The organism is Acinetobacter sp. YH12208 (assembly GCF_013418055.1).
Lineage (GTDB): Bacteria > Pseudomonadota > Gammaproteobacteria > Pseudomonadales > Moraxellaceae > Acinetobacter > Acinetobacter pseudolwoffii.
In genome coordinates, this window is the sequence record NZ_VPCT01000020.1 from 15,862 (window position 1) to 31,510 (window position 15,649).

At 42.3% G+C, this 15,649-nt stretch carries 13 protein-coding genes and 1 pseudogene; 6 read left to right on the forward strand and 8 right to left on the reverse strand.

Annotated features, from left to right (window positions below; genetic code table 11):
- Positions 1–89 precede the first annotated feature (89 nt).
- Entirely contained in the window at positions 90–770 is a 681-nt protein-coding gene (locus tag FTU95_RS13550; protein WP_005097925.1) for an NADH-quinone oxidoreductase subunit B family protein, read from the reverse strand.
- Between the two features lie 6 nt (positions 771–776).
- Entirely contained in the window at positions 777–1,322 is a 546-nt protein-coding gene (gene ndhC, locus FTU95_RS13555; RefSeq protein WP_005097926.1) for an NADH-quinone oxidoreductase subunit A, read from the reverse strand.
- 572 nt (positions 1,323–1,894) lie between these two features.
- Between ndhC and FTU95_RS13560 the strand changes: the two genes are divergently transcribed.
- Positions 1,895–2,251, forward strand: coding sequence for a hypothetical protein (locus tag FTU95_RS13560; protein WP_100329152.1), 357 nt, complete (start codon positions 1,895–1,897; stop codon positions 2,249–2,251).
- A 70-nt stretch (positions 2,252–2,321) separates the two neighbouring features.
- Here FTU95_RS13560 and bfmS read toward each other — a convergent pair whose 3' ends face one another.
- Positions 2,322–3,989: a sensor histidine kinase BfmS gene (gene bfmS / locus FTU95_RS13565; protein WP_005097929.1), complete on the reverse strand. Its 1,668-nt coding sequence runs from the start codon at positions 3,987–3,989 to the stop codon at positions 2,322–2,324.
- Between the two features lie 42 nt (positions 3,990–4,031).
- Complete coding sequence (gene bfmR, locus FTU95_RS13570; RefSeq protein WP_005097931.1) at positions 4,032–4,748, reverse strand: response regulator transcription factor BfmR; 717 nt, start codon at positions 4,746–4,748, stop codon at positions 4,032–4,034.
- A 566-nt stretch (positions 4,749–5,314) separates the two neighbouring features.
- On the opposite strand from bfmR, the gene FTU95_RS13575 reads away from it, so the two are divergent.
- The 5 genes from FTU95_RS13575 to FTU95_RS13585 all read left to right on the forward strand — a co-directional run bounded on the left by FTU95_RS13575 (position 5,315) and on the right by FTU95_RS13585 (position 10,973).
- On the forward strand, positions 5,315–8,152 hold the full coding sequence (locus tag FTU95_RS13575; RefSeq protein ID WP_180078796.1) for a ribonucleoside-diphosphate reductase subunit alpha: 2,838 nt from the start codon (positions 5,315–5,317) through the stop codon (positions 8,150–8,152).
- Between the two features lie 272 nt (positions 8,153–8,424).
- The gene (locus tag FTU95_RS15070; protein WP_004732081.1) at positions 8,425–8,550 is read left to right on the forward strand and encodes a hypothetical protein; all 126 of its coding nucleotides are present in this window, start codon (positions 8,425–8,427) and stop codon (positions 8,548–8,550) included.
- 60 nt (positions 8,551–8,610) lie between these two features.
- A complete protein-coding gene (locus FTU95_RS15180; RefSeq protein ID WP_005169615.1) occupies positions 8,611–8,739 on the forward strand; it encodes a hypothetical protein in 129 nt (42 codons plus the stop codon).
- Between the two features lie 140 nt (positions 8,740–8,879).
- Positions 8,880–10,163, forward strand: coding sequence for a ribonucleotide-diphosphate reductase subunit beta (locus tag FTU95_RS13580; RefSeq protein ID WP_005169603.1), 1,284 nt, complete (start codon positions 8,880–8,882; stop codon positions 10,161–10,163).
- Between the two features lie 201 nt (positions 10,164–10,364).
- On the forward strand, positions 10,365–10,973 hold the full coding sequence (locus FTU95_RS13585; RefSeq protein ID WP_180078798.1) for a DUF805 domain-containing protein: 609 nt from the start codon (positions 10,365–10,367) through the stop codon (positions 10,971–10,973).
- A gap of 47 nt (positions 10,974–11,020) precedes the next feature.
- On the opposite strand, the gene FTU95_RS13590 is transcribed toward FTU95_RS13585, so the two are convergent.
- From FTU95_RS13590 to FTU95_RS13605, 4 genes and pseudogenes are all read right to left on the reverse strand, one after another.
- Positions 11,021–11,434 carry a TM2 domain-containing protein gene (locus tag FTU95_RS13590; RefSeq protein ID WP_005169598.1) on the reverse strand — a complete coding sequence of 138 codons (414 nt, stop codon included), beginning with the start codon at positions 11,432–11,434 and terminating at the stop codon, positions 11,021–11,023.
- Between the two features lie 189 nt (positions 11,435–11,623).
- Positions 11,624–12,214, reverse strand: coding sequence for a DUF4142 domain-containing protein (locus FTU95_RS13595; RefSeq protein ID WP_005169595.1), 591 nt, complete (start codon positions 12,212–12,214; stop codon positions 11,624–11,626).
- 304 nt (positions 12,215–12,518) lie between these two features.
- Positions 12,519–14,648: a TonB-dependent receptor gene (locus FTU95_RS13600; protein WP_180078800.1), complete on the reverse strand. Its 2,130-nt coding sequence runs from the start codon at positions 14,646–14,648 to the stop codon at positions 12,519–12,521.
- An 887-nt stretch (positions 14,649–15,535) separates the two neighbouring features.
- A pseudogene (locus FTU95_RS13605) lies at positions 15,536–15,649 on the reverse strand (IS5/IS1182 family transposase); the annotation flags it as partial.

The following is a 15,649-nucleotide window of genomic DNA, read 5'->3' on the forward strand; positions in this document are numbered from 1 at the left end:
GGCTTGGCTTCCTATTTAATACAAATTCAGTCAACCTAAACGACAATTACACCCATAGCGGGTGCAGCAAAAAAGACCAGTCGTTTAAATTATTTAATTTCATCCATAGAGCGCAAGTTCTTCACAGCAACACGCTGATCTTTCTTACGGTCACGTTCCGGCATCATCTTTGGCTTATACACTGGCTTAAGATCATCACCGATCACCGCAGAAAGCGGACGACGCTCGAGTTGAATCTGGTCTTGCAACAGCATTAATGCCTGAATCAAAGCTTCAGGACGTGGTGGGCAGCCGGGAACATAAACATCGACCGGGATGATTTTATCCACACCTTGTACCACTGAATAAATGTCGTACATCCCACCTGAGTTGGCACATGCCCCCATTGAAATGACCCATTTCGGTTCAAGCATCTGTTCATACAAACGTTGAATGACAGGCGCCATTTTCACAAAGCAGGTACCCGCCACAATCATTAAATCCGCCTGACGCGGTGAAGCACGAATCACCTCGGCACCAAAACGTGACAAGTCATGCACACCGGTTAAGGTCGTCGCATACTCTACATAGCAGCATGATGTACCAAAGTTAAACGGCCAAACTGAGTTTTTACGACCCCAGTTGACTGCTGTATGTACCACATCCTCTAAACGAGTCATGAATACATTCTTATTCACTTCTTCTTCAAGTAACGGATCTTCTACAAGGATACGCTCTTGAAGTGGATATTGATCAGCATCCGGATTCGCACGGGTTAATGTATATTTCATCCCGTCTTACTCCTTATCAGATGATTTAGCCGGTGAGCTTTTCACACGACCAGAGGATTGAGCTGGGATTTGACCTGTAGGGTCGATTACCAATTCTTCAATTGAGTTAAAGCGCGTAATTTCTGCTAGATCCATATTTGGCGAACCAATCTTAGCTTTAATTCCTGCGGCTTTACGTTTGTCTGAAGGTGCCCAGTTGAGTGCGCCTGTGGATAATTCGTAAACCAAACCAACAAGTAAAACTAAAATAAAGATAGCTGCAGTTGCAAAACCAATCCAACCTACTTCACGAACAGAAACCGCCCATGCATATAGATAAAGTGCTTCTAAATCAAACACCACGAAGAAAATTGCAACTAAATAGAACTTTGCAGACAAGCGGATACGAGCCCCACCTGCACCAACAACACCTGACTCAAACTGCTCCTGCTTGGCACGGCCCCATGATTTACCCCCGAGGAGTAATGGGACGGTCAGCATAAAGACGCATAAAAATGTAACGCCGATCACGAAGGCAATAATTGCCCATTCGTATGGAGTAATAGCACTCATGCGGGGATAACTCCTGGCAGGCCTATTTGTTAACAAAGAATGTATGTATTGGCCTTCAAATACACCAAACACAAAATTAATCCCGCCAATTGTACCTGATTTTGGATTTCACTTGCTAGTTTATAAGCCTTAGTCTTTGGGATGATTTTTTAGGCATTTCAGCATTTAATTTGCGTTTGATCTCTCAACATCCGATTTAATCGTTTTATTGGATTAAGTTTTAATTTTCTATTAATTTTTCTATAAACAGTATTCCTGAAAAATAAATCCATTTCAGATCATTCTTGCTTGGCCTCTGGCTTAGATATAGCCCCTTTCACGACCAAAGCAAAGAAAAATCAGACAAAAACTTATTCTATCCATAACTTTCAGCGGATAAAGCTTTTGATTTAATTTGATATTTAACATGATTTCCACATTTTAACTTGGATTAAAGCACTTTAAGCCCAGCCTCACTCAAGGCAAGCAATTGTATCTTTTTGCAACACACCCAACAGACTGATTCAGAATATGTTATTTGTATTTCTAAGCCACATAATGACATTAATAAAGTAACAATAAGGAGTCCTTGCATGTCTCTACGCTTCTCGCATAAGCCAAATTATTTTTTATTTGCCCAGTTACTGGTGCGACATATCCAAGATTATGTTCAGAAACACCCCAATATAAGTCAGGTCGCTTTTGACTTGCGCGATATCCATGCACTGTTTCAAGAGGATCATGCCTCTTCCAGCATTAATCTGGATGGCATCATGAATATTGCCGATGAATACAAAGTCGAAACTTTATCTGGTGATCAGAGGCTGATCCAGCGCTATAGCATTGATGGAAAAAATACCAAGCTAATGATCGACTTCAATCCTGAAGCCCTGCATGGCCTAAAAGAAGGCAAACCATTGATTGAGCCGGATGCCACCATTCAGGAATAAAATTCTTCCCCAATAAAAAAAACGATGCTCAGGCATCGTTTTTTTATAACTCAAAAGCATTTATATAACATCAAGCTGAATGATCACTGATTTCCTCAGTCTTTTCTGCCAACTTGCGCTTGCTCTTCTTTACATAACGCTGTGCAGGCCAGCTCATGATAAAGCGCGCACCCCCCAAGCTCGGACTTTGATCCACATGAATCTTGCCACCAAACCAGTACGCAATCCGGCTAACAATGGATAAACCCAAACCATAACCACCCGAAGCACGGGTACGGCTGTCATCCAGTCGGGCAAAGGCTTCAAAGACCCGGGCACGATCCACTTCCGGAATTCCCGGGCCATCATCTTCAACAGAGACATAGGCCTGACCATCCTGATCCAGACCACCACTGATCAGCACCTTATTGTCGCAATAACGCACCGCATTGCCGACCAGATTCTGAATTACGCGATGCAGATAACGGCGTTCTGCCTCAACCACCACATCAGGCATTGAATGTAGCTCAATGATTTTCTGGGTTTTTAATGCTTCAGTTTCCAGAGCTACCTGATTCAGCACTTCAAACAGATTGACCTTTTCAAACTCGATCGAAGGCATGCCCTGTTCTAGCTTGGCATAGGTCATGATCTCGTCAATCAGGGTATTCAGCGCCTCAATATCTTTATCAATCTGTTCGACCTGTTGCAGACGATAATCGTAATCATCTTCATCTGCCATCATTTCCACACCAAAACGAATCCGTGCTACTGGTGTACGCAGTTCATGCGACACCGCACGCATCAGTTCACGCTGGGCTTCAATCAGGCGCTGAATATGATCAGACATATTATTAAAGCTAGAGGCCAGCGTTGCCATTTCGTCACTTCCTTCTACAGGAAGACGCAATGACATATTACCGGTTTTCATTTTGTTTAAGGCATAGCTGACTTCACGCAACTTGCGCTGCATCGGCACCAGCAAACCATACACCCCCAGACTCAGCACAAACAGGCTCAATAAAGTAATCCCGGTGGCCAACTGGAATGGCATCCAGTTAAACAATGGCACCGGCCCCATCACCAAGACTTGTGAGGTCGAACCTGGAATTGGCGAAATAATTGAAATGGTGGTGCCACGGATTGAGGCACTATCCCGATACAAAATGATACTGTGATCAAGACGCAAGCGCCCGATCTGCTCGGAATCTAAAGGTAAGCTCTGTACGTTTTCAATCGATACCGGATAAGAAAAATGATCCTGAATAGCGGACAGATATTCTTTTTCCTGACCCGGATAATAGACCAGATAATCCAGAATAAAGACCGGCAGCGCCTTCATCTGGCGCTCGGTAATACTGTCGGCCTTTATATACAGGTAATGATTCGGGTCATCGCGCAGCCCCACCACAATATAGGCAATGCCGGTTTTGGCATCCCAGCGCACCACGGCTTTACGATCTGCAATACGGCGACCTTCAGCACGGGTGATATCCACCTTACTGGCTTCTACATAGTGAATTGGCAATTCCAGCAAATCAGAAGCATCGGAAACCCAATCCATCTTTTGCTGAAGATTTGGCTGGCGCGCGACACCCTCACTGATGATATAGGCCATACCATCAGTCAGAGACTCACGATATTCTTGCGCACGCTGATAGTTGATAATCTGTACCAACAGATAGCCGAACACAGCCACCAACACAACAAGGATGACGAGTCCTGCGTATATACGCAAAAATATACTGTGTTTAAACACCTATAGTTTATCCCGCTCGTTCAAGCAACAACGTACATTTGCTTAAATACCATTAGTTTCTTTAACGAATAGATAACCTTTACTACGCACGGTTTTAATACGCTTCGGATTCTCTGGATCGTCACCAATTTTTGGACGGATACGCGAAATACGCACATCGATTGAACGATCCTGACCATCATATTCGATGCCACGTAAACGCTCGAAAATATCTTCGCGGGAAAGAATACGGCCAGCATTTGATGCAAGCAACCACAACAGGTCATATTCCGCACTGGTAAAATCAACCAGATCACCATTTAAAGTAACTGAACGACCACCATTGTCGATGACCAGATCATCAAATTCGATACGCTGTGCCACTTCATCTTCAGGCACCTTGTCCGTACGACGCAGTAATGCACGAATACGTGCCAGCAATACACGTGGTTGTACCGGTTTAGCGACATAGTCATCGGCACCCATTTCCAGACCCAAGACCTGATCCATGTCCTCAGTACGCGCAGTCAACATCAAGATCGGTTGATGATAATGCGGGCGCACTTCACGACAAATGGTCAAACCATCCGCTCCTGGTAACATCACATCCAGCACCACCATATCTGGCTGCTCAGCGATAATCCGGCGAATGGCACGGTTACCATCCGGCTCCACCCCAACCTCAAGTCCATTACGAATGAGGTATTCTTGCGTTAAACGAGCAAGACGCTCATCATCTTCAACAATTAAAATCTTGGGTAACTTTTCTTCTTGGCTCATGTATTGCCCCTTATTTGGTGGATCTACGCTATAGGCGTATCCTTTTGAAATCCAATAGATACGTTTTTAATATGCTTGCAATATACACACGTTTACATTGTAAACAAGATAGCGTTCACCAAACTGATACATCAAGATAGCATTTTGTAATATTTTATCGTGCATTTTTTGGGCAACTATGCTTGAAACAGTGATTTAGATCTGATTTGTGATTTACACAACTATTACATGAACAAAATATGACTGCTTGATTCAGCACTTTTTAGTTATCCACAATGTTATCTATAAGCACTTTCTCGGGACTTTGTTATGCTATGCCTTGCCTGATAAGGCTTATACAAAAATCAATAAAAATAGCGATATTTTTACAAGGATTAAAGCAAAACTTAAGAAAAATATTTAGCTAAATGTCAATATTGATCTACCCTAAATTTTCCCGTATCTTGTGTTCAATTAATTTTAAAACCACTAGGTCTTGTGTTTATTCCTCAAACACTGTGCATGAAACTTGCCCAGTTCAAACGGTCCATAAACATAAAAATAGATGACAATGGAGCTATGCTAACATGAGCGTAATCACTTCAACTCCTGGTCAACTTCAGGTGATTAAACGCACCGGTGATGTTGCCGCTTTTGATGCAGAAAAAATTTCTGTCGCAATTGGTAAAGCGTTTTTGGCGGTTGAAGGCCAGCAAAGCGCTGACTCGAGCCGAATCCATGATCGTATCGAGCAACTGACGGAAATGGTACTGAATACCTTTAAACGTCGTTTACCTTCTGGCGGAACGATTCATATCGAAGAAATTCAAGACCAAGTTGAACTTGCGCTAATGCGTACGGGCGAACAGAAAGTTGCACGCTCTTATGTCATTTACCGTGAACAACGTTCTGAAGCACGTAAACAATTAGGTGCACACCATCATCCGACCCTGCAAATTACCGATGCTGAAGGCCAACTTAAGCCACTTGATTTAAGTGCTTTAACTGCGCATGTTACTAAAGCAGCAGAAGGCCTTGAAGGAATTGATGTACAAGCCATTGTCGATGAGACCGTGAAAAACCTGTACAACGGTGTAAAAGAGTCTGACATCTCCACCACTATGATGATGGCGACCCGTACCCGGATCGAGCAAGAGCCGAACTACACCTATGTGACCGCACGTTTGTTGCGTGATGATCTGGTGGCGACTGGTTTGAAATTCCTGGGTCTGCCTACGGATACGCATGAAGGTGAAGCACTTGAAACTTTCCTGAAAAAAGGGATTGAGCTTGAGCTTATTTCACCAGAACTGCTTAACTTTGATATGGCGAAACTGGCAGCGGCGATTCAACCAGAACGCTCAAACCAGTTTACCTACCTAGGTCTACAGACTTTATTTGACCGCTACTTCATCCATTCCGATGGCGTACGTTTCGAATTGCCGCAATTGTTCTTTATGCGTGTTTCTATGGGCTTGTCGCTCAATGAAGAAAACCGTGAAGAACGTGCCATCGAGTTCTATAACTTGTTGTCTAGCTTCGACTATATGGCATCGACGCCTACCCTGTTTAACTCAGGTACGCTTCGTCCACAATTGTCGAGCTGCTACTTAACCACCATTGATGATGACCTGTATGATATTTATGGCGCAATGCGTGATAACGCCATGCTGTCTAAATGGGCAGGCGGTTTGGGTAACGACTGGACACCAGTGCGTGCTTTAAACTCTTACATCAAAGGTACCAATGGTAAGTCGCAAGGTGTAGTTCCATTCCTTAAAGTCGCGAACGATACGGCTGTTGCGGTCAACCAAGGTGGCAAGCGTAAAGGTGCAGTTTGTGCATATCTTGAAACCTGGCACCTGGACATTGAAGAATTCCTGGAACTTCGTAAAAACACTGGTGATGACCGTCGTCGTACCCACGACATGAACACAGCGAACTGGGTTCCTGACCTGTTCATGCAACGTGTATTCGAAGATGCGGAATGGACATTGTTCACACCTTCTGAAACCCCAGATCTACATGATTTGACCGGTGCAGAATTCGCTGAGCGTTATGCTTACTACGAAGGTATTGCCAAAGAAACAAACATGCTGCACAAGAAAATCCGTGCAAAAGATTTGTGGCGCAAAATGCTGTCGATGTTGTTTGAAACTGGTCACCCGTGGATCACATTCAAAGACGTATGTAACTTACGTTCACCACAGCAACACGTAGGTGTAGTGCACTCTTCTAACCTGTGTACCGAAATTACGTTGAACACCAGCAAAGAAGAAATCGCGGTGTGTAACTTAGGTTCGATCAACCTGGTTCAACACGTGCAAGGCGGTGTACTGGATCGCGAAAAACTGGCACGTACAGTAAAAACTGCTGTGCGTATGCTCGACAACGTGATTGACATCAACTACTACGCTGTTCCACAAGCACGTAATTCAAACCTGAAACATCGTCCAGTCGGTATGGGTATCATGGGCTTCCAGGATGCTTTATACGAAATGAACCTGGCGTATGGTTCTGATGCTGCGGTTGAGTTTGCTGATGAATCAATGGAAGTGATTTCGTACTACGCGATTTCAACTTCAAGTGATTTGGCTGTTGAACGTGGTACCTATGAGACATTTAAAGGTTCATTGTGGGATCAGGGTATTTTACCAATCGACTCACTGGATCTGGTTGCAAAAACACGTCCTGAACGTATGTTCGAAGTTGACCGCACTCAACGTTTGGATTGGGACACTTTACGTGCCAAAGTTCAAAAAGACGGTATGCGTAACTCAAACGTGATGGCGATTGCGCCAACTGCAACGATTTCTAACATTTGTGGCGTGTCTCAATCGATTGAGCCTACTTTCCAGAACTTGTATGTGAAATCGAATCTGTCTGGCGAGTTCACCGTGATTAACCCGTACCTGGTACGTGCGTTGAAAGAACGTGACCTTTGGGATGCAGTAATGGTCAACGACCTGAAACATTTCGAAGGCTCTGTACAGAAGATTTCCCGTATTCCTGAAGAGCTTAAAGCCATCTTCGCGACTGCGTTTGAAGTAGATACACGTTGGATCGTAGATGCTGCATCACGCCGTCAAAAATGGATCGATCAGGCTCAGTCTCTGAACCTTTACATCGCTGGTGCAAATGGTAAAAAACTGGACATCACTTACAAGATGGCTTGGTTACGTGGTCTTAAAACGACGTATTACCTACGTGCATTGGGTGCGACGTCTGCTGAGAAATCGACCATTAACACTGGCGCACTAAATGCGGTTAAAGCGACTGCAACTGCAGCACCTGTTGCAGCAGCCGCTCCGGTGGTTGAAGCGAAAAAACCTGAAGTTCCTGCAGAGGAAGATGGTTTTGCGCAAGCAGCACCAGTGCCAATGGCATGTTCAATTGACAATCCTGATTGTGAGGCTTGTCAGTAATCTGACAGGTTTTAAATCCTCCCCGACCCTCCTTTAATAAAGGAGGGAGAAAATCCCCCTTTTCAAAGGGGGACTTAGGGGGATTACGAAATTCAGGCAATAAAAAAGCCCTCTAGCGTCCGTCAAAACTAACTAGAAGGCTTTCAATCTCGAAGTGATACCAAGATGGTCACAACGAGGCTGGCATCACAAAATGCGTGAACGGATTGTATCATCGATTCGAGAAACGAGCCAGTAAGAGTCATCTTGAATTTGTAATGGAGATTATCTCTATGGCTACGAAAAAAGTTTCTCGTGATGCAGGAACTGGTCGTTTCGTAACTGAAGGCTATGCAAAAAAGCATCCTAAAACTACAGTTACTGAAACAATCAAGCCTAGTAAATCATCTAAAAAATGATTTAAACGTGAATCCTAGTTTCGGCTAGGATTCACAAACTAAAAGTAAAAGGAAACCTCAATGCCCCATATGACCCACAACTACATGTTAGGACTTGCGGCATTGCTGATCTCCTTTGCTATTACCTTTTACGCACCACTTGCTTATTTCTGGTTCAAACTACGCCAGCAGCGTAAGCAAAATAAGTAGTGAGGATAGTGCTGCTGTATAAATTCACAGCATTCATCGACAAAACTTAATTTTGCTTACACAAATTAAGCGTATAGTAAGACATCTCAGCCAAGCTGAATGTCTCATAAAAGATATAAAGCAACGTAGAGAGAATTGATATGTCTATCCTAAGTTGGGACGATTTCGAAGATGATTCGCAAAAACCGGCTGCTCCTGAACAGCAGCCTGCGCCCGTCGAGCCGCAAAAAGCGACTAATTCACAGATGGTATCTGATGCAGGCAACGCATCGCCGGATGTGGCAACTGCACAACCCCTTAGAGCCACTCAAAACCGAGGATCAAATCCAACCGATTCGCTGGCAAGAGCATCTGCTTCCCTAGAACAACTTGATGTTGCTCCAGGTCTGGAAGAGCTTGAAATGGGTGCACAGCGTGTACAGGTTGACGACAAGGCGATGATCAACTGTCGTGCCGACTTGAACCAGCTTGTTCCGTTCAAATACGAATGGGCTTGGCAAAAATATCTAGACGGTTGTGCCAACCACTGGATGCCGCAAGAAGTCAACATGAACCATGACATCGCACTTTGGAAATCTGAAAACGGCCTGACTGAAGATGAACGTACCATTGTCATGCGTTCACTCGGTTTCTTCTCGACTGCCGATTCACTGGTTGCAAACAACTTGGTATTGGCGATTTACCGTCACATTACCAACCCTGAATGCCGTCAATACATCTTGCGTCAGGCATTTGAAGAAGCGATTCATACACACGCTTACCAGTATTGTATCGAATCGCTCGGTATGGATGAAGGCGAAGTCTTCAACATGTACCGCGAAGTTCCGTCAGTGGCACGTAAAGCAGCGTGGGGTCTGAAATACACCCAGTCTTTAAGTGATCCTACTTTCAAAACCGGTACACCTGAAAATGATCAAATCCTGCTGCGCAACCTGATCGCGTTCTACTGTGTACTTGAAGGGATTTTCTTCTACTGCGGTTTCAGCCAGATCCTGTCGATGGGCCGGCGTAACAAGATGAATGGTGTTGCCGAGCAATTCCAGTACATTTTGCGTGATGAATCCATGCACCTGAACTTCGGTATTGATATGATTAACCAGATCAAGATCGAAAACCCGGGTCTATGGACAACCGAGTTCCAGGAAGAAATCATTCAGATGATTCTTGAAGGCACAATGCTGGAAATCGAATATGCACGTGACACGATGCCACGTGGTGTATTGGGTATGAATGCGGGCATGATGGAAGAATATCTGAAGTTTATTGCCAACCGTCGTCTAGCGCAGTTGGGTTTGCCTGAACAGTTCGCTGGTGTGAATAACCCGTTCCAGTGGATGTCGGAGATGATGGACTTGCGTAAAGAGAAGAATTTCTTTGAGACGCGTGTTACGGATTATCAGACCGGCGGTGCTTTAAGCTGGTAAGTCAAAAAGAAAAAGTTTAGTGAAATCCCGCCCCAGTAGCGGGATTTTTTATATGAAATATAGCCTATTCAATGCATAAAAAAACCGACCATCTACATTAAAAATATTATAAAAAATAAGTGCCTAAATATACTATTATGATATTATCCACATGAATTTAAAAACAATTTATAAATTTAAACACAAAGAAAGAGGGTAAAAATGAAAGGGGTTATTTTAGATTATTCAGTGCAGCATAATGCTGGTGTGATTAGTGGCGACGACCAAAATCGGTACAATTTCACCGGTGCAGAATGGCGTGGACAGCATCCGCCTGCTCGTGGAGATCAAGTCGATTTCGATATCGATCCTACAGGGAATGCCATTCAAATTTTTACAGCATTAGGTCACAGCAATCCTGTACAAAATATTTCCAAGCAATTAGACAAAATTTCTGATCAGAATAAAGCTGAAGAACAATTCAATATGATTGATTGGTTTGTAAAGTGTTTAAAAAGTTATGCGACGTTTATAGGGCGTGCTCGTCGTAAAGAATTCTGGTTTTTTACCTTAGTCCAATTTATTTTATTAATTATTGCTCAAATTATTGATGCAGTCATTGGAACTGAGTTTGTACTTTATGCCTTAGTAGTTTTAGCGTTATTTATTCCAGGCTTAGCAGTAACGATACGTCGTTTACATGATATTAATAAATCCGGTTGGTGGCTTTTAATTGCATTTATCCCGCTTATTGGCAGTATTTTATTAATTATCTGGCTAGCAACAGAGACCAAACAAGAAACCAATGAATGGGGGCAGCCTGCCAAATAACTTGACCAAAAAGAAAGGGCGATATCGCCCTTTCTCTCAATGAAAACTTAACCATACTTTCGTGCAAAATCTTCATCGGAAGTACATAGGTACATAATAAACTCAATAAATGCAATGATTGCCGGAATAAATGTCCAGAAGAAAATTAGATAGACAATTCCCCAACCGATACGACCTAGATAAAACTTATGTATACCAAATCCACCCAAGAAAAATGCGAGCAATGCCGCAACAATTCGATTTTTTTGCCCGACTTGATTGGTAAAGGGATTAGGAGCCGATACTAAATAAACGTCTTTGGCTTGTCCCTGCCCTAACACCTCAAAATCTACACGTTGTCCACGTGCTGGTAGCGCTTGGCCTCTCCATTCACTACCAGTAAATTGATAACGATTCTGATCATCCCCACTAATAATACCGGTATTATGCTGCACTGAATAATCTAAAATAGATCCTTGCATTATTATCTCTTTTTACGTGTTATTTACATGTTAAATTATAAGCATTCCACTATAGAAAAAATACTATATTTCAAATGACTATTGAAATAAAAAGATTTTCTATTTACTTACTTCTTCTCTACTTTAATTAAATATTATGAATAAAAAAACCGCCATTAATGGCGGTTTTTTTATTGAATGATTATTAAATTATTTCATCTTTTCAACGATTTGTTCAGCTTTCTTCAAATGTGCAGCAACCGCAGTACGGGTTTGCGTCAGCATATTCTTTAACTCTATATTTTTAGCATTTGGAATCAACTGCTTGTCGAGCATTGTCACCACTTTACGATGGACTTCAACTTGACTCATCATATAGTCCTTATCTGTTACGGATGACTGACTCAGTTTGGCCACCACCTTATCACTATCATTTTGCAATCCAGTACTGAGAGTGCTGGTTTGTGGCGTTAAATTTAAACGATTTGCCAAGGCTTGAGCTTTTTTCTCATTTGCTGAATGATCATTAATCATCATTTGGGCATACTTGCGGGCTTCATCTGTCTTCAGTTTAGGCAGGGCTGTTTTTGCCTGCTTAATCTCACCGTTGTTCGCTGTACTTAATACCTTAATCACCTGACTGTCAGTTAAAGTCACACGACTGTCATTCGACACTTGGGAATGCTGTTGAGCAGTATTCTTAGATTGTTGATTCATTGCCATAGTTTGGCCTGCAGCAAAAACCAATACACCACTGACTGCAGCACACTGAATCATCTTCTTCATTAAAATAGCTTTCATAATGGCATCCTTTTAAGGTTTTATTGATTAATTTTGCCTTTATAAAATAGGTGAATTAGATTAAAAACAGTGTAATGTTTGAGTTGTTTTTTTAAGCAATATATAAAGCGTTTATTAAGTTAAGCAAAGACTGTTAGTGATTAGTTTATTTATTTCAGGTCAGTAAAAAATGGACTTATTAAAATAATCAATATGCGAATGGCAAGTTTTATATATTTTGACCCAGATTTCAAAATATACCAATCACCTGTCGTTTTTTTATTTTCTAGACACATAAAAATAAAGTAACTTTTAATGCTTTGAATTAAAATACTTTTGTCATACTCACCCCCGCACTCCAATGACGCCCTTCTGCCGGTTCATAGAAACGACCATTACTTTCATTGACGATGACTGAACCCGAATAGTCTTTATCCAACAGATTGTCCACCCGTGCAAAAGTATTCACTGCCCAATCCTGCATTTTCCAGTGATAGCCAATATTTGCACCAGCGACTGTGTAGCTTGGTGCAGTATCAGAATTTAAGTCATTCACATAAATCTTGTCGGAGTAACGCACATCAAAGCCAGCCCTTAAACCATTTTCAGGCTTCCAGCCTAGACTTAAAAATGCCTGATTTTTGGCAATCCCCGGAATATAGTTCCCCGATGCTACTCTAGATACTACAACCTCTCCTTCATCATTCCGAAGTTCAGGAATATCTGCATCAAAAGTGGCATCAATATAGCTATAGCTGGCTTGTGCTGTCAGATCTCGCCACAGGTTTTTGTTCCAGGAAAGTTCTACACCTTCTCTTAAGGTTTTATCTGCATTACGGAAGGTAGCGCGCCCACCCTCATTTCCCGCAGAAACAATATCATTTTCGGTTCTGGTCCGAAAGGCGGCTACGGTGAAATCCCCCCAAGCATTAGCAGATTTCAAACCCACTTCATAGCTTTCACTTTCTGCTGCTTTTAAACTAAAGCTGCGGTTTTCTGCAGTATTTGCAGGATAAGACATTTCAGTAAAGGTCGGCGTTTCAAAGCCTTGTGCATAACTGACATAAGTCATCAGCTCAGGTAAAATCTGCCAGCTTAACGCAGCTGAAGGCAAGAATTTATGATAATCGGTTTTACCTGAATTATCGCCATTCGCCAGAAACTTGTCTGTAGACTTGAAATGTACATTGCTATAACGTAGCCCTGCATCTAAAGTCCAATCGGGAGCAAAGTGATAAGAAGCTTGCAAATACGGATCTAAATTCCATAGGGTATTATCTTCATCTCGACGCAGTTCACCTTTAACCCCCAAGCGATCACCTAAAAAGTTTTGATAGCCTTTACGGTCTTCGGTCATCGCATCAATCGCAACACCAGCAATCAATTTAGTATTTGGCAAAATATCTTTACCTGTCCAGCGCAGGTCAGTGCCGTAGAAATGACGGTCAAAATCAATCACGCCACCGGCATGATTGACTCCACCTTGCGCTGTACGAGGAATCGACTGGTACTGGGTCACTGCCCGTTGTCCCCAATAGGCCATCCCGTAGAGTTCATGCTGATCATTGATCGGTTTATTCCAGGTTATCCCGGTTTGCAGCTGTTCAATTTCCTTACGTGCATTATATAAAAGGACATTCGCAGCGACCTGTTTAGGATTGGCTTGCCACTGTTCGCGAGTTAAACCACCGGGATCATCCGCAGCAATTTTAACGTAATTATTAATCCAGTTAATTTTAGAGCCGTCCTCCAGATCCCAAGTTAGCTTGGCATTACTCAGGACTTTATGCGCACCGCTATGATCCCGAAAACCGTCAGTATCAAAATAGGATGAACTGATCATATAGCTCGGCTCATTGGCATTTTCTGAACCGCCCTGCAAAACCAGCTTGGTCTGACCTTTATGTTGACTGCCGGCAGAATGACCCAGTTCGATCGAATCAGCACCTTGCCCTTCCCGTGTGGTGGTTAAAATTGTCCCTCCGGAAGAATTACCATATAGCGATGAAAATGCACCGCCTAAAACTTCAATATGCTCCAGACTGTTCAAGTCAATATTCGAGGTTTGCCCCTGCCCATCCGGCATGGTCGCCGGAATTCCATCGACATATAAACGCACGCCGCGTACCCCAAAACTGGAACGGGCACCAAAGCCACGCATTGAAATTTGCAAATCTTGGGCATAGTTTTCACGATTATTGAGCTGTAACCCTGGAACACCCTTTAAGGTTTCCGAAAGATTCACATTCAGGCTGTTCTGTTGTTCCTGATTGAGATAATACACTGAAGCGGGTGTGCTTAAACGCTCCCGGTCAGTACGGGTCGCCTGCACAATAATCGGTGCAAGTTTTTGTACTTCTGTTACCGCATTTTCGGCATAAAGCATCTGAGTCAGACAAGCGATTAGACAGGATAATGCGATTTTTATAGGAAAATATTGAAGTCGATGCTGCATAATTTTTGGTTCCTATTTTTCGATATGACTCAGAAAAATCTATATACTGCTGGAGCAAATCAGGTTATTTATTCTTTAAACTGGATTGATCTTTAATGACCCGTAAATTCAAATTTTCTTTATCAGAATATGAATAGAAATTTTCTTCTTAAGCCGCGTGATCAGGTGTTTTTTGACATCAAAGCAATTTATAAAAGTCTTTCTTTGAATTTTTCAATATTGTGCTGTATACATATTTCTCTAGCATTCTAGAGAGTTATAAAGATATTTATAAGCTTAGGAAACAAATCAACAGCATTTCTACAGAACCTTGTTCTGCTGTATTTTCTGAACAAACATAAATAACTTAGAATCTCAAATGAAGTGCAACAGAGATTAAATCATTGAAAGATGCAAGATGAGCTAGCATGCTGTTTCCGACTGACTAAAGTCAAAATTGCATCATGAATTACACTCATCTTACCAAAGAAGAAAAATATCAGATTTATATATTAGATCAGTTTATGTCTGCACCCTCGGGCAAATTCTTCGGTAAATGAAAAAGACAGGACTGAATCAGACAGTCTTCAGCATAACGTACAATTCCTGAGGCTCTGGGCTCTAAAATCCTATCATTCGTAGCAACGTGAAATAAAGTTTGGTATTCGCGCCAATAGTCAGACAAAAAATGACTTTATCTGAGTAGTCTACATCGAGTTAGAATGCGTTCCTTGCTGCTTAACCACTCGATGAAATCTCGCTAGCATTTACACTTTGGTTCCGAAAGCTTCTTGGAGTCGAGGTACTTCATCCGCAGATAATGCATGAATGCCAAGAAAATTAGAGTACAAATATCAATCAAAAAAGTAGTCGTTTTCTGGTTTATGAAAGCGATCTAGGGCGTGTCCTCATTTGGCTTTGCACCAAATAAACATGCAAGCAATGTAGATCATAGACTGATAATTTCGTGCAAGCTTATCAAATCGGGTAGCAATAGCACGGAAATGTTTTAATCTCGCAAA

Excerpts from the sequence above, each read along its gene's own strand:
- FTU95_RS13550 (WP_005097925.1), bottom strand. The coding sequence starts at position 770 with ATGAAATATACATTAACCCGTGCGAATCCGGATGCTGATCAATATCCA.
- ndhC (WP_005097926.1), bottom strand. The coding sequence starts at position 1,322 with ATGAGTGCTATTACTCCATACGAATGGGCAATTATTGCCTTCGTGATC.
- FTU95_RS13560 (WP_100329152.1), top strand. The coding sequence starts at position 1,895 with ATGTCTCTACGCTTCTCGCATAAGCCAAATTATTTTTTATTTGCCCAG.
- bfmR (WP_005097931.1), bottom strand. The coding sequence starts at position 4,748 with ATGAGCCAAGAAGAAAAGTTACCCAAGATTTTAATTGTTGAAGATGAT.
- FTU95_RS13575 (WP_180078796.1), top strand. The coding sequence starts at position 5,315 with ATGAGCGTAATCACTTCAACTCCTGGTCAACTTCAGGTGATTAAACGC.
- FTU95_RS15070 (WP_004732081.1), top strand. The coding sequence starts at position 8,425 with ATGGCTACGAAAAAAGTTTCTCGTGATGCAGGAACTGGTCGTTTCGTA.
- FTU95_RS15180 (WP_005169615.1), top strand. The coding sequence starts at position 8,611 with ATGCCCCATATGACCCACAACTACATGTTAGGACTTGCGGCATTGCTG.
- FTU95_RS13580 (WP_005169603.1), top strand. The coding sequence starts at position 8,880 with ATGTCTATCCTAAGTTGGGACGATTTCGAAGATGATTCGCAAAAACCG.
- FTU95_RS13585 (WP_180078798.1), top strand. The coding sequence starts at position 10,365 with ATGAAAGGGGTTATTTTAGATTATTCAGTGCAGCATAATGCTGGTGTG.
- FTU95_RS13590 (WP_005169598.1), bottom strand. The coding sequence starts at position 11,434 with ATGCAAGGATCTATTTTAGATTATTCAGTGCAGCATAATACCGGTATT.
- FTU95_RS13595 (WP_005169595.1), bottom strand. The coding sequence starts at position 12,214 with ATGAAAGCTATTTTAATGAAGAAGATGATTCAGTGTGCTGCAGTCAGT.
- FTU95_RS13600 (WP_180078800.1), bottom strand. The coding sequence starts at position 14,648 with ATGCAGCATCGACTTCAATATTTTCCTATAAAAATCGCATTATCCTGT.